This window comes from Paenibacillus foliorum (assembly GCF_013141765.1).
In the GTDB taxonomy this organism is placed as follows: Bacteria; Bacillota; Bacilli; order Paenibacillales; family NBRC-103111; genus Paenibacillus_S; species Paenibacillus_S foliorum.
Map to the genome: position 1 here is coordinate 112,501 of NZ_WHOD01000082.1, position 25,326 is coordinate 137,826.

Sequence of the window (25,326 nt, forward strand, 5' to 3'; positions counted from 1 at the left end):
AGTATGCGCTATCATTATGTTTATATCCTGTGCTTTTTCAGCATGGATATCTCTTCTTATATTTTTGCCTCCGAGCAGGTTTGCCGGATGATCAGCTGAGTATTTAGAAGGATGGAATCAGCTGTCAATCGGTTATCCAACAGCATCTGCATAAGCAATTCAGCTGCTTTGCGACCCATCTCCTTGCGAGGCTGCGCAACTGTGCTTAATTTAATCCAATGAAGATTGCTTACTTCCAGATTGTCGAAACCAATAACGCTCATTTGCCCGGGTACGGAAATATCGTGCGCGGCCAGCCACTCCAATGCTCCGATGCCTAGAAGATCGTTAGCAGCGAATACAGCTGTCATAGCTGGATACTCTTCCATCAGCCTGCCCATGGACCGAGATCCACACTCCATTGTTCTTCCATCCCATATGACGCCCTTCGGGTTAGGCTCGAGCCCTCTCTTCTGGAGGCTATCTATATAACCACGGTATCTCTCCTTGCCTGTGAAGGAATACTGAGGCATTCCAATAAATCCGATTTCCTTATGTCCCAAAGAGAATAGATAGTCCATAGCGTTACAAGCGCCTTCATAATGATCGACATCGACGAACGGCATTTCCAATCCTTGCGGCGGCCGTCTGCGAAGAAAAACCACTGGTATTTTAAGTCTTTGCAGCAGCTCAATACCATCCTCATCAAGAAAATCCGGTGTTACGATGATACCGTCCATTTTCCGCTCTAGCACGCTGGTCAGGAACCTTTTTTCTTTATCAGGGCGACGGGAAGTATTCACATAGATGACCAGATACCCATTATCCGATAACACTTCTTCAACATCATGAGCCATAGCGGAGAAGAAAGGATCCGTAATATCCGGAATCATCAGTCCGATCGTATTCGATTTGCGTTGAATCAGGCTTCTTGCCAGAGCGTTGGGCGTATAGTTGATACGCTTCATTGCCTCCAAAACTTCCTGCTTCGTTTCTTGCCGTATATCTGGATGATTATTCAATGCTCTCGAGACAGTTGATACGGATACTCCCAATTCCTTAGCTAAATCTTTTATGGTTGGCATAGTGTTAAATCTCCTTTGGTAACGTTTCCGGTAACGTTACCAAAATCTTATGACAAATCATCTTGTTTGTCAATTGAAACTTACTCGAATTGGCAAAATGGCTTGCCCCAGCACCATAGCAAACAGCATAGGTTCAAGCAGCAACAGTTCATACGATAAAAGTCGCCATGCTTTGCTTTAACTGCTTCGACTGCTCATCCAAATACTGCGCCGAGCCCAAGTTCTCCTTCGCTGATGCAACTTGGCGTGACGAGGTCTCAGACACCTGCTCGGCACTTGAGGCTGTCGATTGGGCAATAGACAGCATCTCCTGTAAATCATGGGCAACCTCATCCGTCCCTGCGGAGAATTGTTCACAGGTAGCCGAGATGCTCTGGATGAGTCCGGAAAGCTGCCCAATAGATTGCAGAACGCTCTGAAATTGATTGCCGGTCTGATGAACCAGAAGGATGCCCTTCTCGACTTCAACAGTGCCCTCCTTCATCTGCATCGCTGTTGATACCGTTGCCTGTCGGATATCCTGAACGACTCTTGTAATTCTTTGGGCAGCCGATGCGGATTGCTCCGACAGCTTGCGCACCTCTGAGGCCACGACAGCAAAGCCACGGCCATGCTCGCCAGCCCGCGCAGCTTCAATGGCGGCATTAAGAGCGAGCAGGTTGGTCTGCGCTGCAATATCCCGGATATCACCGACGGATTTACCGATATCAGCCGAGCCTTCTTCCAACGCCTTAATCATAGCTCCCAATTGGCTTATAGATTCTTTTATCTGATTCATTTGCTGAACGGCATCATTAATTGACTGATACCCTGTCTCTGCTTCATGCGTTGTTTTAACAGCTTCCTCCGAGGCAACCGTCGTGCTTTCGGCCATATGCTGGATGCCCTCAGCCATATCCGCCATTTGAACAGCAGATTGCTTCGCGCAACCCAACTGCATCTGGGCTCCCTCTGCGATTTGGTGAAAAGCTGCTGCTGCGTCCTTGCTGCTTTCTGACGAGTCGGAAGAACCCGCTGCAAGCTGATGCGCCAAAACCGACATTTCTTCCGCAGCCTTGAGGTTGGCTACAATGATTGTTGCAAGTGACTCTGCCGTTCCATTAAACGCGGCACATATCGTTCTAAGCTCATCCTTTGTCTCCAAAGGCACACGAACGGTAAAATCGCCGGAAGCTAATTTCATTGAACCAACCGCCATGAATCGGACAGTTCTGCGAATTGACACATACAGTGACACAAATAAATAAACATTAATGGCAATAAAGACAATCGCAACGGCCAGCAGCGAATTTTTCTTCCATTGATACGTTGTAAGCTTAGCTTGAACACTTCGCTCCAACTGAATCAGCACAGCTTTATACAGCTCCACATCTGTCTGATAGGCACGCTCGCCCAACGCCGTCAAGTCATTTCCCATATCAAATACAGGGCTTTTGTCTTTGGACAGCAGTTGAAGCTGTATGTTATCGACAAGCGCGGTGTTGCTTTGCTGAAAGGCTCCATGTAGCGCTTCCAAGGAATTTACCGTATTTTTGTTCATTTTTTGCATATTGGTCTTGATCGCCTGAAGTCTTTTAAAACTTGCTTCTTTGGCAAGAAGTCCCCGATTAGCGTCAGACATTTGACTGAGAGTTACTGTACTTTGCCCAATCGTGGATAGCAAATTCGTACGTTCCGTTTGATTGAAGAGCTGTGTAGCAGTATCCAGCAATAAATGAACCTCCGAATGAGCATCCAGATTCAATAGAGAACCCTCCGCCACCGAATTCCAATAATCCTCAATATCTCTTATTAGCTTCTTATGCGCATCTATTCCTTGTTCATACCCTGCATTATAGATTTGCAGCTTAGTGTAGTACCAGTCCTCCTGAAGCGTCTTCCATTTATCCTTAGTGTCGTAGTTAGCGCCATGTGCATCATTCCAAGTCTTTAACGCGCTCATTTTTTCTTCGACGTTCGCTTTCTGCTCATCCATCTTTACCTTCATTGAGGTAGTACCATTCAAATAAAGGATGGACTGACTCCGATGCGCTTCAATTTCCATTTGGAGCTCCATTAACAGCTTGACCGGAACAATGCCTTCCGCTTCTTTAGTCGTAAACTGTATATTCTCCGACACATCCGAAATAAATAAGTAAGCCGATACAACAATCGGAATGATGAAGATCAAGCCCACAACCATAAACTTCTGTAAAAAATTCAATCCGTTCAAAAATTTCACTGCGGGAATAAAGACCCTTGAGATCCGAATAGGATTCATATCTGCGTTCGCGGATGCTTCTGTTCCCATACAGCACCCCTCCATCATCATTTTTCCAGGACAGCTCCTACATCCCGCGTTTGCTTCCGACAGGTCGGATATGAGCCTGCTTTACTCTTCTTATGGATCCGAAAATACAATCGTAAGGCTCGAACATTCCTGAGCATTTATCCATAGTAAGCTCTAGATTATAAATCCCGTCGTAACCTGATGCCCGTAGAAGATCCATGTACATTTCAAGCGGCAAACTTTCTTTTTCTATTAAAGGATTATGCAGGCCATTGGAGGCAACTCCATGTAAATGGGTATGGGCGACCCGCTTCATAAAAGATGGAGAAGGGAGTTCTCCCCCATATCTCTCTATGGGCAGGGAATGACCGCCGAAGATGCGCAGCTGCTCAGCATAATAAGCTCCAAGATCCCAACAAATACCGACAGAAGCGCTTTCCACCTCATCTACGATACGAAGCATTCTCTCTAATGAGCATCCGGGAATAGAGCCATAGGAGCTGCAATTCTCTAATGCAAAGGTAATGGGAAGTTCCTCAGCAGAAACAATCTTCGTCCAATGACGAAGCAAACCAACCGTTTGCCCGTGCCATTCAGCAGTCGAAGCGTTAGCAGTCTCTGCTTCCCTAAACGGAAGTGTCATCAACAGGGCTGATTGGTGCTTGTGAAAATGGTTTGAGATGTAGGACATGGATGGATAAATCTCGGCAAAACAAGATCCCCAGGTATAAGCACTGGCTTCCCCTTGAATCGTCAGCACAAGCCCCATACTCCATATGAGCTCGATAATCTCGCGGTAAATCCGAGGATTCGCCCGACGCGGTAAATACCGAAGCTCGATCGATGTGATTCCGCTTGCTTTGAGCGCATCCAAGAACAGCTCGATGCTTTCATAATTTGCAATCCATTCACTGCTGCTATCCTTACCGACACCCCCGAAAAAGGCGAGGCCTTGTAATGAAAAACCCAGCTTCATAATGGCTCACTTCATTTCTTTCATGTTAAGATGCGGACTTCTAGCCCTCAAGCCACTTAGACCAGTTCCCTTCAAACCCCTCTTGAACATGGATACAGTACTTGTAAAAAGAATCAATAAAATCCAAACGCTCCATAGCAGGTCCGTATTTAAACGTATCGTTTGGATCAACACTCTTCATATCTTTGCCGCCAATCTGAATTTGACGCTGGATAATATCCTCCTTGCTCACCTCTCCCGAATTCCGCAGCATATCATACATCAGCATAAAGGAGGTTGTGCGTCCCACGCCTCCGCGACAGTGAAAATGGAGCCACGTATCCGAAGGCAGCGCTTTCACAAATGCAATGAATTGATCGACAACCATATCCAATGGGCGATGATGATCCGTTACAAAAAAACGTTGATAGCCTAAGCCTTCTCCTGTAACCAGCTCCTCCTCCGTCATAATTGTTTTTGGATTGGTTATTGGCTCAGCCAACTGAACCGATTTCCCCTCCAATTGATCGAAAATGATGGATGGAGACGCAATCAAACCGTCCAGAATAAGTCTTTCCTTATCCTTAGCCTCGGTATCGACCAATCCTTTATTCGTACCATTATTCGGACCATACCAGCTGACTGCCATTCCATTAACAAAACCATGGCTCTCTTGCCGCAAATCAACTATCGTAATCGACATGTGTCCAATCGTCTGAGCCATGCATTGCAGCCCTTTTTGAGAAAACATACCACTCCCCGATGCCTTTAATTCTGCAAGTCCAGCCAGATTCAGCGAATCCCCGTCAACGGATTGGATGGGTGTAGTTGTCATGCGGAACCGTTTCGGAAGCACATGGATGTTATCCACATCAATTAATTGGTTCACCTTTAGCTTACCTATCTCACTCGTACCGGCTTGGCCAGAATTCTGATTATGCTCATTTGTCATATGTGAATGCCCCTTCCATCCCTCACTAAAATGGATTCGTACGCACCGGCAGCGTATTTTCTGTTTGAATCAACCGCTGCAGCAGCTCCCATATCAATTTATCGCGAATCTTTTGATAACTTGAGTCGCTCCACACATTGTTTAATTGAAGAGGATCCAACCTTAAATCATACAAGACACCCTTCTCTTGATTGCTCCAAACGGTTAGACGGTAGTCTCTATTGCGAAGTGTTTTTTCGAACACCTCTGCCGTGTCGATTCTAGACACCTCAGAATTCAGTTCAATCAGTGCAAAAGGAGCTCTTTCAGGATCTTCCTCGCCTCTGAGCAAAGGCAGCAAGCTCCTTGCTTGCATGGAATGTGGCTTCATACTGCCAGTCAGGTCGCATATCGTCGGCGCCAGATCAAACAGCTGCACGATGTCATCGACTACTCTGCCACCGCCCTTTATGTTCGGCGCTTTTACAATCATCGGGATGCGGATGCTTTCATCCTCTGATCTTCCCTTACCCCATCTTCCCCAATCGCCTAGAAACTCTCCGTGATCGCTCGACAACATCACCGCCGTTCGCTCGCTCAGCCCCGATTCATCCAGATAGTCAAGCAACTTCCCTATACAATCATCGACATGAGAAACCAGAGTATAGTAAGCCGCTTTCTTTTGCCGAATCATAGCTTCGTTCTCTGCAGTAATTTCACAATTTCTCGGGAGTGAGAGAGCATTGGGATCATAACGATCCAACAAATCCAAAGGTACGATAAAAGGCGAATGCGGGTCAAAAAAGCTGGACCAGAGCATAAATGGAGACGAACCAAACTCTTGTAAAAATTCGATCGAAGCTTCGCTTACCCAATGGCTGTGCGAGGCTTTAGCAGGAAAGCTGCCATTTCCGGAAAGATGATCCGTTTGATTCCTCACTCTTGTCATACCCGGCTCAATTCGTATCGCATCCGCATATTCAGGATGGTTCCGTTCAACCCATTGTGTGTAAGGATCACGATAGGTTCCTCGCTCATCCGTCACCTGAAGTGTTCGATATCCATAGCTTGGATGCGGAGCCGTATGATCGCGATACGTGTGATTCTGTACGTGAAGCTTACCGATATGAGCCGTATGATAGCCTCTTTGGCTCAATAATTGCGGAAACGTCACCTCCTGCTCTGATAATCGCACACCGCCGCCACGAACCCCATGAGCATGAGGGAAGCGACCTGTCAGCAGTGAGGAGCGTGCAGGCATACAAGCAGGAGCATTAGTAAATGCATGTGTAAACCTCACACCTTCCTTGCCCAGCCTATCGATATTTGGCGTCTCGATCTCCTTATTGCCAGCGCAGGCAAGTGCGTCCCAACGCAGCTGGTCTATGGTTATGACGAGGATGTTCATCATAAGATGCCATCACCTCCTTCTTTTGACAAATCTACTTGTTGAGGGTAAGCGCTTTCTCTAAGGGTAAAAATAAGTTCCCTCTAAAGCTCAGGAAATGTGCAAAATCATTATACAAAATCATTCAGTATGCAAAGCTAAGTAGTAATAGTCAGTTGATGTATAGCCTTCATGTACAACGAGCGTGATTTGTATTGAAGCATCCGAATCGTTCAGGTGCAGCAGCCTCAGTTACATTATCACATCCTCTTTTCATTTTGGTAACGTTACCGGAAACGTTACCAAAATTGTAAAATAATATCCCCAATTTGTCAATTCACATTTTTCTAAGGCTTGACCTTATTAAGGCAGGGCTTATCTCTTCCCACTCGGATCAACTAGCTCTGGGGGATGCTCTACTGGATTAATAATTAGGCTGCCGTCCTCAAGCCGCTGCCACGTCTCGAAATGCCGCTCCCCTTCAGTTAAACGAATAATGCGAGCCCCACGCAGGAAATCATCCGGCCCTTTAGCGTTAAAACCACTTAACCGGGAAAAACATAGCCGGATACCATGCAAATCACCGTAATAATCATTCAGGTGTTCATGACCTACGAAGGTCCCCATCACATCTCCCATCTCAAACATGGCTGCAAACATACCTGTATTGATCTTAGGACAGCTGACTCCCTTGTTATTGCTTCCATAGCAAACGCCATAATCCCATATTTCATTATATTCCGGCAGCGGAATATGGAAGAAGGCAAGCGCTGGCAGCTGTGTGCTCCCGTATTCCTCAGCCATTGCAGCTGATTGGCGAATATACCAATCAATCTGATTGCGGTGAAACCAAGCTGAACCGCCAAAGGCATGCTGAGTTTTGGCTCCTGAATCCAGCATATACAGGGCAGCGCCAATATCAGTGGATTTGCTCGATTGTATGCGCAGCACATAGTTAGATATTCCTTGAACTGTCTGGGGGCCTAGTTCAAACAAGCAGTTAGGCAGCTGCTCCAGCAGCTTGGCAAGCTGGTTCGGATCAATCCCGGATTCATATTCGTGGTTCCCATAAACAAACGCCCAAGGAATTCCACATTGAACCACGGTTGAAACAGCATCATTAAATGCAGCTAATGGCTCATTGGTTTCTTTCTTGTGAATTACGTCTCCGGTAATGACAATTAAGTCGGGATGCTCCGCATCAATGACATGACTCATAAATTGCTGTGTACGCAAATCGTTGCTATCCCCGTTATACCAGTGCAAATCAGTGAATTGCACGATCGTAAAGCTTCCGTCCTCGCCAAATTGCAGCGGAAAAGACATAATAATGACCTCCCAGCAGTTCTAAATACATATTCCGGTAACGTTACCAATATAACTAGCTTATATCCTAACTCATGTGAATTTCGTTTTCAATACATGCTGCAAAATTATGCAAAGAAGAACTGCCAGCGCAAATTGATATTCCCCCTTTAAACAGACTGTGTTAAAACGCGACACTAAAATCATCCTAATGATCCACCAATATTGCCAAAGTAACCTACGCTTCTGCAACTCTCCGAGATTCATGCACGCTATGTTCATCGTAACTGTTAGCTGTTATAGTCGTGCTCCATTGAATGGCTGGCTTGCATCAGTTGGAACATGAGCTTCAGTCGCGGGTAAGTCAGCTGTCATAGTAAAGTAATGCCACATCCATGGAGCTAGAGAACAATAACGGAAGCACGCGTTCCTTTATCGCATGGAAAAATCATCAAACAGGGAGATAACGGAACAGCTAGTTCCTTTATCTCCCTGTTTAATGTGCTTAGTCTCATATTTGCCTAGAATAACGGAATTCCGACTTCCGCTATTGCCTAAAATTGAAGGAGATGACTTGAATAAAGGAACTCTTAGTTCCGTTAAGACCCTCCATTCCCTCCAAACCCTCCAGTCCTTCAATTCCTCTTAAGTCCTTCTGCCCCCACAACACAGGTTGACCCAGCCATATTAACAGTAACAAGCCATCCGTACGTACCCTCACTTCTCACTATTTATCGACAAAAGGAAACAGCAGCTTCTGATTTTCATGCGTGTACATGTCTTTCTTGGTAATGACCTCGGATCCGGTATCGATCCTGCTGCTGACCTTCTCCCCATTGATAACCTGAACCGCGGTTTTAATGGCAAGATAGCCCATATTAAACGGCTTTTGAATCACAGTGGCTTGTAAGATCCCTTCTTCTAAAAAGGAAATTTCGTCCATAGAGCTGTCGAAGCCTATTAAAGGAATTTGAATCCCGGCTTCCTTTATTGCTTTGGCAGCACCTACTGTCGAGGGCTCATTAAGACCAACAATTCCTCCAAGCCGCGGATGGGAAAGCAGGAGCTTTTGGGTAATAGCATACGCCTTTTCCTCGGAAGCATCACTGTAATACGTATCCAATACTTGAAAATGATCTGAATCCTTCAGGCTATCCCTTACCCCTCTTTCTCTCTCCATCGCTGGAGCCGAGCCTTTCACGAAATTAATGATAGCGATAGTGGCACCTGGTTCAATCCGCCGTTGGAGTGCTTGCCCTACCTTCTGACCTGCTGCATAGTTATCGGTAGCAATGAAGCTGGCTGACAAATCGCCCATCAAGTCGGAATCAACGGTGATTAGCTTTATTCCAGCGTTGACAATCTTTTGTGCAACGGGAACAATTCGATTGTAATCGGTTGCTGCCAGTATAATTGCCTTAGGTTTATCCAAGATTGCTTGCTCCAATAACAGGATTTGACCTTCAATATCGTCCTCGGTTGAGGTACCGACAACCTTTACTTCAGCACCATATTCTTTGGCGGCAGCAAACACGCCTTGATTCATTACCTGCCAAAACTCCGTTTTTTGACCAAAAGATTTCGGTACGAACAGGATAGGCTTGTTTTTGTCGGTGAATCCCCCCGATGATGTTTGGTAAATCAGGATAGAAGCAGCAATGATGACAGCAGCAAATGCTAGACCCGCAATCCTTCTCATTGCTTATCGCCTCCTTCCATAATAGCCGGAATTCGCAGTATCGCTGTGGTGCCTTCTTCCTGCTCGCTTTCAAACTCCAAGCCATAGGGATCACCGAAATACAGTTGAACCCGTTGATATACATTATGCAGCCCAACACCTTTGCCTGCCTCCGTTAAGTTAACATTCGACAACAAAGATTTGACCTTCTCAGGCTCCATTCCAATTCCGTCATCAATAACCTTGAGGATAACAACACCATTCTCTTGTTGTCCGGTGATATGAATATGCCCCGTATCGGCCTTATGCTTGATTCCATGATAAATCGCATTTTCGACCAAAGGTTGGAGAACGATTTTTAATATTTTACAGTCAAGAATAGACGGATCGACATCGATCGTATACGAAAACTTATTCCGGTAACGAATATTTTGTATGGTCAAATAATTACGGATATGCTCCAGCTCGACGGAGATCGGTACCAGCTCTTCCCCCTTACTGATACTGGAACGCAGCAGCTTGGACAAGGCCGATGTCATCTTCACCACCTCCTCCATCTTGGACATCTCTGCCATCCAAATAATTGAGTCCAGCGTATTATATAGAAAATGCGGTTGGATCTGGGCCTGCAGTGCCTTCAACTCACTGATCCGCTTTGTTTCCTGCTCCTGTACAATCTGATTCATTAAATCTTTGATTTTGCCAATCATCAGGTTAAAAGTACGCGCCAGCTTCCCGATCTCATTCGTGCTTTCGATGGCCGCCCGGATATTAAAATCTCCTTTTTCCACCTGCTTCATGTGAGCATCCAGCTTCTTGATTGGTTTGGTTAAAGTGAAGGATAGAAGGATAGATATAGCAAGGGCAATGATTAGGCATACAAACCCCCACAATGCTGAGGAGAATTGGATTTCCCGCTTGTTGCTTACCAATTCATCGAGATAAGTAACGCCTACGATCTTCCAGCCGAAGCTCGTTGTACGAATCGTATACATTTTCCGTTCGCTGCCTTCGCCAATAACGATCGAGCTATCCTGCGAGCTGAGAATCATCGGTATGTTCTCGCTTTTCAACCTTGTGTAGATAATCTGCTGCTGCGGATGATAAATCAAATCGCCAGCCGGATCCAGTATAAAGACATAACCCCTTTTCCCAAGGCGAATCTGTTTGCATAAGTCATTGATCAGGTTATAATTCAGATCGACTAGAAGCACACCGGATCGGGAATCCTCTGCATGGCCCGTCAGCTGCCGGCTGATCGATACGACCCAAGGGTATTCATTACGGAACACGTGCTGCACATGAGAGGAGGAAATAGCGACACGCCCTTGTGTTAGCTGAGCTTCCTTGAACCATTCCTGATCCGTTAGCTCCCCATAAGACTTGAGCTGGCCAGAAGCTCGATCCGATAAGGCCCTGCCGTTGGAACCTACAAACAGTATGGAAGCGATATCATTTCTGGAGCCGACTATGGATCGAAAATAATTGCCAAGCTGCCGCTCCAGCGCAATCCCTTCATTTGTGTTTGGATCATTAAGCGACAAATACCGCAGCAGATCACCATTGCTAAGCGCAAGCGCGGAGATGCTCTCCATATTTCCAATATAAGTTTGAATGTTAGTATTGACTTGTTCGATGAGCTCTGTTGTATACTCCAACGAATTTTTGGTTACCGCGTCCGCCGACAGCCGGTAAGAATTATAGCTTAAGATGGCTGTTGTACAAAGGATTAAACAGGAAAATGCGATGGCAATATTCGTATGAATGCTTTTGAATGAGAAGCTCCAGAACTTCATAGAGAGGGATTTCCCTTCTGCTCCAATCGATATTCTTTGGGAGTCACCCCGGTATGCCGTTTAAAAATCACACTGAAATACTGCGGATCTCCATAGCCCACTCTCGATGCAATATCATAGGTTTTAAGCTGGGTAACCGCAATTAGCTCCTTGGCTTTCTCCAGTCGAACCCTGGTCAAATATTCAACGAAGGTTACCCCTGTATGCTGCTTGAACAAAGCGCTGAAATAACTGATGCTCATAAAAATATGGCTGCATACCTGATTCAACGAAAAATTTTCATCACTATAATGCTCCCGTATGTAGGCTTCTGCCTTCTGCATCTGGGATTCCGTTACATCCGTTCTTCTCTCGGATAAATAACTAATGATATGATGGCAAATACCTTCCAGCCACAGCTGCGCATCATCCAACGTTCTCATTGTGGAAATCTGTTGGAATGGACTGCTCCCAAATACCTCCGTATTATCGAAGCCGGTTTCGACCACCAGATTCATTAACGAAGCGATCAGCTTATGGATCGATCCGTAGCATTTCTCAACCGAGGAGTAGGAGTGCTTCATCTCCTCTATTCCATCGTGCAGCACGAGCGAGACCTGCTGACGGTTACCCGTCTTCATAGTAGCTAACAGTTTCCTCTCCCAAGCATCGTAGCCTGCTTTATCTACCCCTTTTCCATACTCCAAGTCATTGATGGAAATGATCCTGTTCTTTCCAAGAAGAAATCGGTAATCAAGCGCGGACAGCGCCCCTTGGAACGACTTCGATATATACGGAAGCTCCGTACAAACTCTGCCGATACCGATGGATACGGTTAGCCTCAAATACTTCTGTACGCTGTGCCTGGCATGCTCCGCCAAGGTCTGCGCCTGAACTTCAATCTCCTCAATCTTCCCAGGAAAGATCACAGCAATCTTATCGTCACGCGTTCGGAAAACAATGCCTCCGCTTTCCTTCTCAAAAATTTCCTGCATAATATTAAAAGCAGCGAACCTCAGCAGCTCTACTTCCACATCCTCACTAGGAATCGAATCACGCATAAACCCATCGATATCTCCGACTAAAGCAAGATATGCAGGACCGCTCAAGGACAGCTGAAAATAGTTGAATTTACGTTCAATTTCATCCTTTTTAATAACAGTGGCCGCCAATCTTTCCAGAAACCGTTCCTTTAGCAGGGGAAGGCTTTGATTAAGCTGAAGCTGCAAATGGCTCAGGTCTTCCTTCTCTTGCCGCCCAGCATCCAGCTCCTGCTTCAGTACATACAGAAAGCTTGTAAACTCCTCGGAGTTGATTGGTTTGAGCAGATAGTCCTTAACCTTAAGCTTGATAGCCTGCTTCGCATAATCAAACTCCTCAAACCCGGTAACAATGACAACCACGATATCCCGGTATTGCCCCGCTACTTGCCGAGCTAGCTCCAAACCATCCATAAACGGCATACATATATCGGTTATGATCACATCCGGCTGCAAGGATTGAATAGAATCTAGCGCGTCACGCCCATTATCAAAGGTTCCTGCCAATTCAAAGCCACATGCGCCCCAATCGGTTTTCAGCTCAATACCCTCTCTTACTTCGTCTTCATCGTCTACAAGGATGATCTTATACATAAACGCTGCCCCTCGGGAAAAGTTATCGATTTGAAATCATGACGTCTGAAACAATCAGCTAAAGCTATTATCGCGACGATTTCCTGAATTCATCATACACAGACCTACATTCATAGAGCAACACAAACTTAGGAATAAATGGAAATGCAAAAAGAGCATGGGATTTTCATCTCACAGCTCTTTTTGCAGACGGTTAATTGTAAAGAAGCGGCTTAATCTGATCGGAATCGATGTTAGTCTTATCATACCAGTGGAAGCCCGTATCAATGTTTTTCTTCACCGATTCTCCCTTGATGGCTTGCACAGCCGCTTTTACAGACCAGTAACCAATACCTATCGGATCCTGAGTGATCGCTCCGGCCATCTTGCCACTGCGAACTGCGTCGATTTGTTGTTTACCGGAGTCATAGCCGACAACAATTATTTTGTCCTTCTTCGATTCTGTCACTGCATTAAGAACGCCGATAGCTGAGCCCTCATTGGCACCGAAAAATCCTTTAACATTCGGATGAGCTTGGATAATTGCTTTGGCCAGATCCGTCGATTTCAGCTGGTCACCGCCGCCGTACTGGATATCCACAATTTTAATATTAGGGTACTTCTCTTTAATTCGGTTAACGAAGCCATCACGACGATCAATTCCCGTACGGCTCGTTTGGTCATGTACAACTAACGCTACCTCACCCTCGTTGCCTATAAGCGCTGCCATTTTGTCAGCAGCCAAGCCAGCAGCAGCAGCATTATCGGTAGCAGCAGTTGTGATCGGTATGTCACTATCCACACCGGAGTCAAACCCTACCACTGGAATATTCGCCGCTTTGGCCTTCTGCAGCAGCGGGATCGCCGCTTTACTGTCAAGGGCAGCAAATGCGATAGCTTTCGGATTTTTACCTAGTGCCGCTTGCAGCATCTCAATTTGTTTGTCTACTTGGGATTCGGTCTCAGGACCCTCAAACGTAATTTCAACCTGAAATTCTTTAGCCGCCTTTTCAGCTCCCTGCTTAACAGCCTGCCAAAACTGATGCTGGAAGCCTTTGGAAATGACTGGAATGTAAATTTTATCCGTCTTTTTTGCATCGGGAGCTGGCGCGGGGGCAGCTGGTGCTGGAGCAGTCGTTCCTCCTGTCTGCGGCTTCGATGTCGGGGCCGGGTTGCTGGCCCCACAAGCACTGAACACGGTTGTTGCAAGCAGCATTAATGCAGCGGTAAACATGAATCTTTTACTTGTTTTCAAATCGATCTCCCCTAACTATTAATTTGAGTTGCTATTAAACTCCTTGGATAAGGAGGAAACACCTTACTGGTGCGAGATCAAAAGAGAGTCTTTTAAACAACCTCTACTGCTTGCGGCGGCGCAAAATATCCGCATATACGGCCATGATAACAACAAGCCCTACAATCACTGTTTGCCATTCCTGCTTGACGGACAGGATACGCAGCCCATTGGTCAACACACTCATGATGAGAGCTCCGATAACAGTCCCAAGAATCGAGCCCTTTCCCCCGCTGAGTGAAGTGCCGCCGATGACAACAGCTGCGATGGCTTCCAGCTCATAGCCCTGCCCCAATGCCGGCTGGGCCGAATTCAGCCGCGAAGCCATCATGACTCCGGCAATACCGCTGAAAACACCAGTCAAGGTGTAAATAATAATTTTCCAAAAGTTGGTGTTAACGCCGGAAAGACGTGTTGCTTCTTCATTGCTGCCCAGTGCAAAGTTATAGCGTCCGATGATTGTTTTGGACAATATGATGCTGGCAATTATCGCAACCACGAAGAAGATGAGGACAGCATTAGGAATTTCCAAGCCAGGGATAATATAGCTAATAACCGAGCCCATTGAAATCTGATCAAAGCCCGGAGTATCGTTAAAGTAAATGGGCTTCGTTCCAGAGATAACAAGCGATAAGCCCTTCGTTATCATCATCATCGCTAAAGTTGCAATAAATGGAGGTATCTTCATCTTGGCAACCGCCAAACCACTAATGATTCCGCAAACCGCCCCCGTTGCAATGCCACCCACGATACCCAAAGGCATGGGCAGATGCCATACGGTAATAATGACCCCTGTCATTACGGAAGAGAAGGTCATCACTGTACCGACCGCCAAATCAATACCAGAGGTAATGATGACAAAGGTGGAGCCTAATGCCAAAACGCCGATCACAGCCGTAGAAAGCATAATGCCTACGATGTTGTCGAACTGAAAGAAGTTGCTCGATGACAAAGAGAAAATAACAACAAGTATAATTAAGCTGGCAAAAGCTAATATTTTTTGCGTTGCCCCAGTTTTAATCGCTACCTGCGGTTTAAGTACGGATAGTTTCATGATGACGGCGTCCCCCTATTTACGTATGGTTGCATATTTCATAATGGCTTCCTGCGTTGCTTCCTTACTGCTCAGCTCACCTGTAATTCTGCCTTCGCACATAACCAAAATACGGTGGCTCATACGCAATATTTCCGGCAGCTCCGAGGAGATCATAATGATGGACTTGCCTTGGGCTGCTAACTCATCGAGCAGCTTATAAATCTCACTTTTTGCACCTACATCGATGCCTCTTGTTGGTTCATCAAAAATCAAAATGTCGCAGTCGCGTACCAGCCACTTACTGATAACCACTTTCTGCTGATTGCCTCCTGAAAGGTATTTTACAAACTGGTCTATGCTTGGAGTTCTCACCTTCAAGGCCTCAACAAAATGCTCGGCACTCCGTTGAATGCTGCTGTCTTTCATCCAGCCCGATCTCCGCCTGAATTTCCGATAAGAGGAGATGGCTATATTCGTTTTCACGTCCATATCCACCATAAGCCCGAATCTTTTACGATCCTCAGAAAGGTAGCCTATGCCATGCTTTACTGCATCATGAGGTTGACTAATCCGCACCTTTTTGCCGAACACCTGGATCTCTCCCGAATCATAGGGGTCCGCTCCAAAAACAGCACGCGCCACCTCTGTTCGTCCCGCCCCCATCAGACCCGCAAATCCGAGTATTTCCCCCTTTTTCAAGTAAAAGCTAATATCCTTCAACGTAGAGCCCTGATTGAGATGCTGTACTTCAAGCACCTTTTCATTGCCAGCCTTATCCGTCGCAGGTTTGGAGGCATTATAAATCTCGCGCCCTACCATCATGGAAATTATTTGATCAATGGATGTCTCAGCGGTTTTGACCGTGTCAATGTAACAGCCATCTCGCATGACGGTAATGCGGTCGGTAATCCGCTTCAATTCCTCCATCCGGTGAGAGATATAAACAATCCCCACACCGTTCTCACGCAGCTGCTGGATGATCCGAAAAAGCTCATCAATCTCAGCGTCCGTTAGCGCAGCCGTAGGCTCATCCATGATCAGCACCTCGGAGTTAAAAGAGAGCGCTTTCGCAATTTCAACCATTTGTTGCTTGGCAACCGTTAACTCCGATACCAGCATGCGTGGGTCCAGCTGGAGATTCATCCGATCAAAGAGCAGCTGCACTTTTTTATTGAGCGTCTTTTCATCCAAAAACAGCTTGAACGCATGACGTGGCTCCCTGCCGATATAAATATTTTGCGCTATAGTTAAATCAGGCATTAGATTAAGCTCTTGATGAATAATGCTGATACCTAATTTTTGTGCTGCTCTCGTATGGGGGATTTCCACTTCTGCCCCTTTATAGAGAATGCGGCCCCCATCCTTCTGGTAGACTCCTGTTAGCACCTTCATAAGCGTTGATTTTCCAGCACCATTCTCCCCTACCAATGCATGAACCTCGCCGCCTGCCAATTCGAACCGACATTGATCAAGAGCGTGAACACCTGGGAAATACTTATCGATACCTTCCATTAAAACCAGCGTTTCGCTCATTCTGCCACACCTCGGATCGTTATTTAATGCTAATTGTATATCTGAACCGTTAGGGAAAGAATGGAAAAACCTCTTTAAAAAAGTAGAAAAATCTCCGAATAAAGTAAAGCTGAACCTGCTAGGAAATTTGTAAAAAGTAAGTAACTCTTAAACTCGAAAATTCTAATCCCTTTCGCTGAGGATCTATTCGTGTATTAGCGGTAGCTTTTAAGGGGAATGCTTCAGGTTCAACTCCACTGAAAACTGCCTATTACCCCTCTAAAAAAAAGGCGCCTTTCGGCGCTTTTTGGCGTGCGATCTGCGTTTGAGCGTTTTAGAGGGATCGATGTGATTTTACAGCTGATGTTGTAGTCATGTTTATTTGATTAGACTAGCTGATAGAAACATAACTTCAAAGGCGGATGGGGTTCAACCACCGCCTTGAAACATGGAACGCCACAACGCGCACTTGAGGTTTCTAACATTTTCGTTAGTTTCTCATAATTCCAGATGATAGCGGAAATGAAAATTCCGTTATTTTAAAAAAAGTGCAAAATATGGGTAAATAGAGGAAGCATCCGTTCCGTTATCTCCCTGTTTTTAGTGTAAAGTACCTGCATTATCACGAATAACGGAACTGCGGTTTCCTCTATTAGCGAGAATCTGAAGAGCCGAATTGAATAAAGGAACTTTCAGTTCCGCTAAGCTGCTTCAGAGCTTATACCATGTCACAAGATGAATCAGTTTGAGGAGTTCGGGGTTCGGGGTTCGTCGTTCGGGGTTCGGGGTTCGTCGTTCGGGGTTCGGGGGTCGGGGTTCGGGGTTCGGGGTTCGGGGTCTGACCGATTTTTATTATTTTCATACATGAGTGCTGTAAAGTAACCCTTTCTGGATTGGGTTTAAATAAACTACCACTTATCTAGAACCCACACTGTACCTCAAAAAAAAGACGCCAATCACGATAATCGCGTGATCGACGTCTTTTATATATACTTTTCCATCCCTCACATTTCCACCCTGTCCGTTTGACGAGTGATTGCTGTCGCACCTTTTTGCGAAAAGAACGGAATGAGGAACGCACAAACAAGGGAAAAGCCAAGCAGCGCAACGAATATCCCGCCATTCAAATCCTGAACAAACAGAATGAGAATCAACATCATAATGCGCGTAATATTTAAACACCATTCTCTCCAAAGCAAAATCCGTGCTTGCTCTATCGAGGTATGTCGGCTAATAATGCGGAACTGATCGCTGTTCCAGACGGTACCGAAATAGAATAGCCCTACTGTCGTTAGTATGTTGGACAAAACCAGGAAAACTGAATGCTGCAGCAATGCCACTAAAAACCCTACGGAGATGGCGATCATACCAACTTTCAACCATATGCCACCACTTATATTCAGCCTCCGGTGCAGCACCATAGCTATTATCGCTGAAACAGCATAAAGCACGTTCAACAGGGCGATAACCAGCTTGTCGCTGGAGACCGAGAACGTAAATATGAGAGCAAACAGACCTTGAAACTGTAAAAATACCCCCGCGGCTAAACACGAAGGGACCATCCACCGAATTGCGGGATAGGAGAATACAGTTGAAAACCGCATATTCTGAAATAACGGTTTCTTTTCCCCAGCCAAGGTTATAGGAGGAATCATAAACGATACCGTCATAAGTATGGCTACAAACACAAACATTAGAAGAAACGAGCCCGAATACCCAATCCATTTAATAATAAGCGCGAACACAACCGGATTTACAATAGAAATCGTTTGGCCGATAATAGTCGCGATTGAAAAATATACTTCAAAGTCTTTACCTTTGCCAAACGCGGACAACGTAATATTTTGCGAAGCTGCATAAAATCCCCACATGATACCGACGGGAACGGCAATTATGGCTATCCATAATAATCGGTTATCCAGTGTGAGTGAAGTAAGCAGCAGGAATGTCAAAGCACCACAGGAAGCTGTCATTCGAATGAGTACACGCGTCGTGTAAATCGTCAGTAACTTCGAGCCAAGCGCAAATGCCAGACTCCAAGTAATGAACAATATCAGGTTAAACCACGTAACGTCAAATATGCTGTGCCCTTGCTCCCAAATGTATAAATTCACAAATATACCGATATAGTTAAATATAATATTGGAGGACGCATTCATTAAAAGCACTTTTCGAATGGGCGCTGTGATCTGCATGATGCTCTATTCAATCTCCCTCGACTGCATATTCAAAATCATCCATATCATACACCTGCACTGGAACTTCAGCCTCAATCAGTCTATCCACAAATTCTGGTTGATCGGTAAGCATTGGGACCTTCTCATGCAGGGAGGTCAATATTAGATCGGTTTCTATGGGATCGAATTGCTCGCCATATTCCGCATTCTCCACTGCATAAATAATAGTAAGCGTGACTTTACTGTTCAATGGCAGAGGTGAGCTTTTGGCCCAAGGGACTGATAGCGCTCGCTCAATCTTTTTGCGGTTAAAAGGCTCCTCGGTCATATTGATAAGCTCATTAATCTTCGTCCGTACATGGAGTTCATCATCAGCGTCCGGCATAATAGGCTCCTTGCTCTCTCTTAGCTCGTATAGCTCCTGTATAGTTGAATAGGGTACAAGATACTCCACTTCCCTATCCGGAACCAGCATCTCTCCATAAATAGTAAGCATGACTGCCTCTATAACCAACCGTCTGCGCACTACCACACACTCCTTACGAATTCAATATATGCAATAATTCCCGCTAATTTCCTATGATTCAGAGGGACTCACATTCATCATAGATGCTGAAAGTTTATTAATCAACTAAAACCATATATTCAGTCCAAAAAACATAAATTTATTATTGTGGGTAGACGATTATCTGGATCTCTATAATTATGCCCGCAAGCTTGGCGACACCGAATGGCAGCAGCAGATATTGCAAACCTTAAACAATAAAGACGAATTGCGCGAAACGCTTCAATATAATCTATGGAAAATGTTCGATACGATTAATGGTAAAATGTTGGAGCTCTACGAACAGCTTCGGAGGAGTAAAGATAGCAATCAGATCGAAACTTTGAGGGAACAGGTTTGGGAGCTGAGGAATCAGAGGATTGTTATTTCGAGAAGAATTAAAGCAATAAGTATAAAACGATAGGAATTATTTTTAATTCCTACCTATATCCTCAACTAATCCTTCACGCAATAATAACTTTGATTCCTCTCTCACGAAGCTGATCAATGACATCGGACGGAGCATCCTTATCCGTAATTACAATATCAACCTTATCTATGTTAACAATACGGTAAAATGCCACTTTATTGAATTTACTGGAATCCAGCAGCGCTACCACCTGCTCGGCATGATCGATAATTCCTCGGACAACTCTGGCCTCTTCCATGCTTGGAGTCGTTAGTCCCTGATCTATACTGAATCCATTAGCTCCAATAAACGCATATTCCACATATACGCCATCCAAGGCTTTCTCAGCAGTTTCTCCAACAAGCGCAAATGTTTGGGGACGGATATTGCCACCCGTCAAAAAAACTTGAATACTGTCAAGTCCCATCATGGCTGTTGCGATGTTAATAGCATTGGTAACTACGGTCAATGATGTGCGATCTTTAATCCGGGATGTTATCCGACTAATCGTAGTGCCCGTCGACAACGCTATCGTCATTCCATCCTTAATAAATTGGGCAGCTTCTTCGGCAATAGCCGACTTCTCCGCTGTAAATTTATCTTCCTTCTCCACGAAAGAGGGCTCAAGGAACAAGTGCTCATTGACCACAGCCCCCCCATGACTTCGAAGCAGCAGCTTGTCACGCTCCAGCTTCTCCAAATCCTTGCGAATCGTGACTTCCGAAACCTTCAGCTCCGAGCTAAGAAACGAAACATCCGCACTCTTATGATGCTTTAAATAGTTGATAATGAACTGATGCCTTTCCAAGCCTCTCATCTTACGGCCCATGTGCTCTTTTTCCATTAAAGCTCCCTCACAAATCTCTATATATTCGTTTCGTTATATTCCGATTGATTTCGTTTCGGTGTACACAGTAGTATAATGAATTCCTAAAGAAAAGACAATCGGCTGCTTTGTGAGGGAGACTTGAGATTATGGGTCAATTTTGCTTGAATGTTCAACGATTGAGCAGCATAATTTTACCTTTCACCGCACCTGGTTCTCGATATAAGTCGAAAGCTTCGTTGATCTGGTCGAGGTCCAATCTTTTGAACACGATATCTTTGAAATTCAATTGGCCTTTACGTAGAAAATGAAGCGTAGTCTCCCATTCCTTGCCCGGAAAAGGCGCACTGTAAGACATCCATGAGCCTGTCAGCGTAAATTCTTTGCGATTCATCAGCTCAAACTGCTTATGCGAAAAAGTCAAATCACGCACAGGCGTTCCAACAAAGCAAACCTTCGCTTTATTTGCAGCTAAATCAAAGCTCTGTCTCATGGTTATGTCGGAGCCTGCTGTTTCCATGACTACCCCAAAGCCCTTACCGCCTGTTATGCTTTTCCATTCCTTCTCGGATCCAGAATTCAAGGAATTAATGACATGATCGGCTCCCAATAATTGGGCGGTTCTCAATCTCTGTTCATCAATATCGAACACTGTGACTTCTCTAGCTCCCCAAATTCTGGCCCACTGCAGAACGAGTAAACCAATATTGCCTCCACCTAGGATGGCCACATGCTCTCCGCCTTGAAACTGAATTAATTGCAGGGCATGCAGAGCTACTGCCGATGGTTCCACCAGTGCAGCCTCTTCAAAGCTTACATCCTCACCGAACAGGATCGCGTTGTCTTCGGGAATCGCAACATATTCCGCCCAGCTTCCATTGACTCTGGAGCCAATGAAGGAATACTGCTTGCATTGAGCGTAATTGCCGCTGCGACAATCATCACATTGCCTGCAAGCCTTTAGCGGTACCCCTACAACTCTGTCGCCTACTTTTACTCGGGTGACATCGCTGCCTATTTGGTCTACGACCCCGGCAAATTCATGTCCTAGCACGATAGGATAATGATGAGCGGCTTCTCCCAAAACTCTCGGCAAATCCGAGCCGCATATTCCCGTTGCTTTCACCTTCACTAATATTTCATAGGATTCCAAGACAGGAATATCTATTTCTTCTACTCGTATTTCGTTCGGCGCATACAATACGGCTGCTTTCATAAGGTTCACCATCCCATTCTCGGAAACAAATCTTTTAGTCTGCTATAGGTTTCCAAATAAATATCATAAACCATCCGGTACATCTGCTGGTTATCCGAATTAGGGATCTGCTCACGATTCATGCGTACCGTCCTTGCTACCGCATCTTCATAATTCCGATAAATTCCCGTTCCCACACCTGCCAAGATTGCTGCCCCCAATGTGGTTGCAGAGTCGGACGAAGAGACTTTGATTGTTTTCTCGGTCACATCCGCCTTGATTTGAGTCCAGAGCGCACTGTTAGCTGCGCCTCCTGTACTATGCAAGGTGTGAATCCGAGCTCCGCTCTCCTCAGCCGTCCTAAGATTGTGCTGCAAAGCGAAAGCACTGCCCTCCATTATAGCCCGAGCCATATGCCCTCTGGTTTTCTCATAGGATAAGCCAATGAAAACACCTTTGGCTTCAGGATCCCAGATCGGTGAACGCTCCCCTGCCATATAAGGCAGGAACACAAGTCCTTCGCTCCCTGCCCGGATTCGCATGGCTTCTTCATTAACTTGCTGGAAGAAATGCGTCGAATCCTTGCTTTCACCCGCAAATTCTCTCCTCAGCCAGTTCAAGCTGCCTCCACCTACCGTTCCACCCTGCAGGATCCACATGTCTTTTACAACATGACAGCTAAGTATTAGCTTCTCGTTCTTAATAGGCCGGTCCATCACTATGCTCATGCCACCAGCCTGGCCTCCTTGCTCCTGCACCTCTCCAACCTGAATAGCACCGGCGCCCAGCGTCGCACATGCTGCATCCAATCCACCCGCTACGACGGGTGTTCCAACTGCTAAGCCGGTTTCGGAAGCTGCAAGAGGCGTCACTCCGCCAACTATATCACTGCAATCATAAGTAGGAGGAAGCAGCTCAGGGGCTATCCCCATTTGCTCGGCAAGATTATAGTCCCATGATTTCGTTTCAATATTAAAAGCATGCAGACCATTGCCTTGCGACACATCCTGGGAATATTCCGCCGTCAGCTTATATACAATATAACTATTACATTGTAAAAATTGGGTTGTTCTCTTGTAAAGCTCAGTTTCGTTCTGCTGAAGCCAACGTATTTTGCCTGTGACATAGGAGGGTGCCATCGGATTTCCCGAAACCGCAAACAGCCTCTCCTGATCAATCGTTTGAATCAATTGTTCACATTGCGATACCGCCCTGCGATCCAGCCAAATGATCGCATTCCTCAATGGCCGTCCTTGTCCATCGACCGCAATCGCAGCACCGCTCTGTCCATCAACCCCGATTCCCTTAATCTGACTGGGTTGTATACCGGTTTGCTTAAACATAGTTTGGAAATTAACACATACTGCGCGCCACCAATCATCCGGGTTTTGCTCCGCATACCCAGGCTGTGGATAATGTGTTTGATAAGGCTCTGTTCCTTGAAATACAACGGTACCCTCCGTATCGAACAGGGCGACCTTACAGCCAGAAGTACCAATATCAATACCGATTAAATATGTATTCAATATGTGAACCGCCACCTTTTCACAGCCTCCGGCCAGTTTAAGCTTTATTAGTGCATCCGCAAAGCTCCATCTTTTGTAACGCCAATTGTTTAACTACCGTTTTGGCAATAGACATGTATGAACGTGGGTCCAGATCATTAGGATGCTCGACAAAAAATCGCTGCAAAGAGTTCGTAAATGCGTTCTTTAATTCTGTCGCTACATTCATTTTGGCCATACCTAAAGCTACGCATCGTTTCACCTGCGCTTCCGGGATACCAGATCCTCCGTGCAGCACGAGCGGCACTTCAACAATACCCGCAATAGCCTCAATTCGTTGAAAATCAATGTTCGGTTCGCCCTTGTATATCCCATGTGCAGTACCAATGGCAGGAGCTAATGTCGATACCCCCGTCAACTCAACAAAACGCTGGCACTCATTGGGATCTGCAAGAGATGCCATATCTTCATCAACATGTATATCGTCCTCTACACCGCCGACTTTGCCCAATTCAGCCTCCACATTCACATTCAACGCACGAGCTACCTCAACCACTTTCTTGGTCATCTCTACATTTTTCTCAAAAGGATGCATCGACTGATCAATCATAACTGAAGTGTAGCCGGCTCGAATGCATTGGATAATGAGTTCGAAGCTTTGACAATGGTCCAGATGAAGCGCTATCGGTATTCGCGCCTTTTCCGCTGCAGTTCTTGCCGCATTTGCAATATATTCAATACCCAAATGCTTCACAGTTCCTACAGTGGTTTGCAAAATAAGCGGTGAACGGCTCTCCTCCGCGGCGTCAACTACTGCTTGCAGCATTTCTAACGTATGAACGTTAAAGGCTACAATCCCATATCCTTGCTTTCTTGCCTGCTGCAGCATAGGTGTGGATGATACTAATGCCATGAGTGCTCCTACCCTTCTAATTTTACTATAAAATGAAATCAATTAATTTCGTTTAGTTATTTATAAGTTTCGTTTTCTTTCAATATAACATATTTCGAATGACTCTTTTTGTCAATCCCTACTATATATTTCATTGCGCCACTGCATGATTACGGAAAAAAAACTTTTTGTTGTACAATAGAGTTAATCTATCCCGTAACAACACATTTTTGAGGTGGTCATATTGGAGCAAAATCAGCAGGATTTAGCAATCCAACCCATTATAGAATCGGATAACCATCGCTATAAAGAATGCACTTGCTGCAAAATGCCAAGGCTGCTTTCTGACTTTCTCCGCAGGACTGGCAAACGTTCCGGAAAAGAATCGCGCCGCGGCACGTGTAAAGCTTGCCGCAAGCTGCTAAAGGACAATAAAAAATCCCCAGGCTCGCCATCGCCAGAGCTGCAATCCTCAGCTCCCAAGCGATTGGTTAAGCGGCCGCTTCCCACCCCTCCGCCAAAGCTGGAAGGGCCCGATGCATCCATACTTGTCCCGAACCGACAAGGTATCCTAAGGATGCGCGGCAAAACGGATAAGGGACGCCGCTGGCAGCAGGAGACAGACCTGGAAACGGCGGTTACCCTCGTACGCGAGCATGCCGCTGTAGTCGTAAACCGCAATACGGTACGACGCGTGTACAGCAATAAGACATTCCGGCGATATATATTGGAGCGCGACCAATGCACCTGTTATTTTTGTGGAGAATACGGCGATACTATCGATCACCTGCTGCCTCGTGCCAAGGGTGGTCATACAACTCCCGTCAATTGCGTATGCGCCTGTATGCTATGTAATCAGAGTAAAGCGGACCTCAGCCTCGATGATTTTATCCATTCCAAGGGCGGAACTACTCCCACTTAGCTAAACAAAAAAAAGAAGCTGATTCGCAAGAATCGCT

Annotated in this window: 20 protein-coding genes; 2 read left to right on the forward strand and 18 right to left on the reverse strand. The window is 45.7% G+C overall.

Translation table 11 applies throughout. The features are described from left to right. Window positions 1-56 precede the first annotated feature (56 nt). The 14 genes from GC093_RS22100 to GC093_RS22165 form a co-directional block, all read right to left on the reverse strand. On the reverse strand, window positions 57-1,064 hold the full coding sequence (locus tag GC093_RS22100; protein WP_171654071.1) for a LacI family DNA-binding transcriptional regulator: 1,008 nt from the start codon (window positions 1,062-1,064) through the stop codon (window positions 57-59). Window positions 1,065-1,212: 148 nt separating this feature from the next. Further along, the gene (locus tag GC093_RS22105; protein WP_171654072.1) at window positions 1,213-3,354 is read right to left on the reverse strand and encodes a methyl-accepting chemotaxis protein; all 2,142 of its coding nucleotides are present in this window, start codon (window positions 3,352-3,354) and stop codon (window positions 1,213-1,215) included. Between the two features lie 37 nt (window positions 3,355-3,391). After that, the gene (locus tag GC093_RS22110; RefSeq protein ID WP_171654073.1) at window positions 3,392-4,309 is read right to left on the reverse strand and encodes a TIM barrel protein; all 918 of its coding nucleotides are present in this window, start codon (window positions 4,307-4,309) and stop codon (window positions 3,392-3,394) included. Between the two features lie 40 nt (window positions 4,310-4,349). Further along, a complete protein-coding gene (locus GC093_RS22115; protein WP_171654074.1) occupies window positions 4,350-5,240 on the reverse strand; it encodes a protein-tyrosine phosphatase family protein in 891 nt (296 codons plus the stop codon). A gap of 25 nt (window positions 5,241-5,265) precedes the next feature. Then, complete coding sequence (locus GC093_RS22120) at window positions 5,266-6,630, reverse strand: sulfatase family protein (protein WP_171654075.1); 1,365 nt, start codon at window positions 6,628-6,630, stop codon at window positions 5,266-5,268. Window positions 6,631-6,981: 351 nt separating this feature from the next. Further along, window positions 6,982-7,932, reverse strand: coding sequence for a metallophosphoesterase family protein (locus GC093_RS22125; RefSeq protein ID WP_171654076.1), 951 nt, complete (start codon window positions 7,930-7,932; stop codon window positions 6,982-6,984). A 706-nt stretch (window positions 7,933-8,638) separates the two neighbouring features. Then, window positions 8,639-9,610, reverse strand: a complete 972-nt coding sequence (locus GC093_RS22130) for a substrate-binding domain-containing protein (RefSeq protein WP_171654077.1) — start codon at window positions 9,608-9,610, stop codon at window positions 8,639-8,641. Next, window positions 9,607-11,385: a cache domain-containing sensor histidine kinase gene (locus GC093_RS22135; protein ID WP_171654078.1), complete on the reverse strand. Its 1,779-nt coding sequence runs from the start codon at window positions 11,383-11,385 to the stop codon at window positions 9,607-9,609. The genes GC093_RS22130 and GC093_RS22135 overlap by 4 nt, the downstream gene beginning before the upstream one ends. Next, window positions 11,382-12,998, reverse strand: a complete 1,617-nt coding sequence (locus GC093_RS22140; protein WP_171654079.1) for a response regulator transcription factor — start codon at window positions 12,996-12,998, stop codon at window positions 11,382-11,384. The genes GC093_RS22135 and GC093_RS22140 overlap by 4 nt, the downstream gene beginning before the upstream one ends. A 193-nt stretch (window positions 12,999-13,191) precedes the next feature. After that, window positions 13,192-14,232 (reverse strand): ABC transporter substrate-binding protein, encoded by a 1,041-nt coding sequence (locus GC093_RS22145; protein ID WP_376768672.1) that lies wholly within the window; start codon window positions 14,230-14,232, stop codon window positions 13,192-13,194. A gap of 103 nt (window positions 14,233-14,335) precedes the next feature. Further along, complete coding sequence (locus GC093_RS22150) at window positions 14,336-15,325, reverse strand: ABC transporter permease (RefSeq protein ID WP_171654080.1); 990 nt, start codon at window positions 15,323-15,325, stop codon at window positions 14,336-14,338. Window positions 15,326-15,340: 15 nt separating this feature from the next. Next, window positions 15,341-16,840, reverse strand: a complete 1,500-nt coding sequence (locus tag GC093_RS22155) for a sugar ABC transporter ATP-binding protein (RefSeq protein WP_171654081.1) — start codon at window positions 16,838-16,840, stop codon at window positions 15,341-15,343. Window positions 16,841-17,823: 983 nt separating this feature from the next. Further along, a complete protein-coding gene (locus tag GC093_RS22160; RefSeq protein ID WP_171654082.1) occupies window positions 17,824-19,014 on the reverse strand; it encodes an MFS transporter in 1,191 nt (396 codons plus the stop codon). Window positions 19,015-19,024: 10 nt separating this feature from the next. Then, window positions 19,025-19,522 (reverse strand): ADP-heptose synthase, encoded by a 498-nt coding sequence (locus GC093_RS22165; protein WP_171654083.1) that lies wholly within the window; start codon window positions 19,520-19,522, stop codon window positions 19,025-19,027. Between the two features lie 145 nt (window positions 19,523-19,667). Here GC093_RS22165 and GC093_RS22170 point away from each other — a divergent pair, with 145 nt between their 5' ends. Further along, a complete protein-coding gene (locus GC093_RS22170; protein ID WP_216624754.1) occupies window positions 19,668-19,964 on the forward strand; it encodes a hypothetical protein in 297 nt (98 codons plus the stop codon). A 40-nt stretch (window positions 19,965-20,004) separates the two neighbouring features. Here the strand turns inward: GC093_RS22170 and GC093_RS22175 are convergent, their stop codons facing one another. From GC093_RS22175 to GC093_RS22190, 4 genes are all read right to left on the reverse strand, one after another. Then, window positions 20,005-20,793, reverse strand: a complete 789-nt coding sequence (locus tag GC093_RS22175; protein WP_171654084.1) for a DeoR/GlpR family DNA-binding transcription regulator — start codon at window positions 20,791-20,793, stop codon at window positions 20,005-20,007. Between the two features lie 154 nt (window positions 20,794-20,947). Beyond that, window positions 20,948-21,991, reverse strand: a complete 1,044-nt coding sequence (locus GC093_RS22180; RefSeq protein ID WP_171654085.1) for a galactitol-1-phosphate 5-dehydrogenase — start codon at window positions 21,989-21,991, stop codon at window positions 20,948-20,950. Window positions 21,992-21,996: 5 nt separating this feature from the next. After that, entirely contained in the window at window positions 21,997-23,511 is a 1,515-nt protein-coding gene (locus GC093_RS22185) for a xylulokinase (RefSeq protein ID WP_312886592.1), read from the reverse strand. A 22-nt stretch (window positions 23,512-23,533) separates the two neighbouring features. Continuing rightward, window positions 23,534-24,388, reverse strand: coding sequence for a class II fructose-bisphosphate aldolase (locus GC093_RS22190; protein WP_171654087.1), 855 nt, complete (start codon window positions 24,386-24,388; stop codon window positions 23,534-23,536). A 223-nt stretch (window positions 24,389-24,611) separates the two neighbouring features. On the opposite strand from GC093_RS22190, the gene GC093_RS22195 reads away from it, so the two are divergent. After that, complete coding sequence (locus GC093_RS22195) at window positions 24,612-25,289, forward strand: HNH endonuclease (protein WP_246315036.1); 678 nt, start codon at window positions 24,612-24,614, stop codon at window positions 25,287-25,289. Window positions 25,290-25,326: the final 37 nt, after the last annotated feature.

What these genes read in the sequence shown, in the direction of transcription:
- GC093_RS22135 (WP_171654078.1), bottom strand. Translation starts at nt 11,385, where the DNA reads ATGAAGTTCTGGAGCTTCTCATTCAAAAGCATTCATACGAATATTGCC.
- GC093_RS22190 (WP_171654087.1), bottom strand. Translation starts at nt 24,388, where the DNA reads ATGGCATTAGTATCATCCACACCTATGCTGCAGCAGGCAAGAAAGCAA.
- GC093_RS22130 (WP_171654077.1), bottom strand. Translation starts at nt 9,610, where the DNA reads ATGAGAAGGATTGCGGGTCTAGCATTTGCTGCTGTCATCATTGCTGCT.
- GC093_RS22125 (WP_171654076.1), bottom strand. Translation starts at nt 7,932, where the DNA reads ATGTCTTTTCCGCTGCAATTTGGCGAGGACGGAAGCTTTACGATCGTG.
- GC093_RS22115 (WP_171654074.1), bottom strand. Translation starts at nt 5,240, where the DNA reads ATGACAAATGAGCATAATCAGAATTCTGGCCAAGCCGGTACGAGTGAG.
- GC093_RS22160 (WP_171654082.1), bottom strand. Translation starts at nt 19,014, where the DNA reads ATGCAGATCACAGCGCCCATTCGAAAAGTGCTTTTAATGAATGCGTCC.
- GC093_RS22175 (WP_171654084.1), bottom strand. Translation starts at nt 20,793, where the DNA reads ATGGAAAAAGAGCACATGGGCCGTAAGATGAGAGGCTTGGAAAGGCAT.
- GC093_RS22155 (WP_171654081.1), bottom strand. Translation starts at nt 16,840, where the DNA reads ATGAGCGAAACGCTGGTTTTAATGGAAGGTATCGATAAGTATTTCCCA.
- GC093_RS22100 (WP_171654071.1), bottom strand. Translation starts at nt 1,064, where the DNA reads ATGCCAACCATAAAAGATTTAGCTAAGGAATTGGGAGTATCCGTATCA.
- GC093_RS22180 (WP_171654085.1), bottom strand. Translation starts at nt 21,991, where the DNA reads ATGAAAGCAGCCGTATTGTATGCGCCGAACGAAATACGAGTAGAAGAA.
- GC093_RS22150 (WP_171654080.1), bottom strand. Translation starts at nt 15,325, where the DNA reads ATGAAACTATCCGTACTTAAACCGCAGGTAGCGATTAAAACTGGGGCA.
- GC093_RS22120 (WP_171654075.1), bottom strand. Translation starts at nt 6,630, where the DNA reads ATGATGAACATCCTCGTCATAACCATAGACCAGCTGCGTTGGGACGCA.
- GC093_RS22140 (WP_171654079.1), bottom strand. Translation starts at nt 12,998, where the DNA reads ATGTATAAGATCATCCTTGTAGACGATGAAGACGAAGTAAGAGAGGGT.
- GC093_RS22105 (WP_171654072.1), bottom strand. Translation starts at nt 3,354, where the DNA reads ATGGGAACAGAAGCATCCGCGAACGCAGATATGAATCCTATTCGGATC.
- GC093_RS22110 (WP_171654073.1), bottom strand. Translation starts at nt 4,309, where the DNA reads ATGAAGCTGGGTTTTTCATTACAAGGCCTCGCCTTTTTCGGGGGTGTC.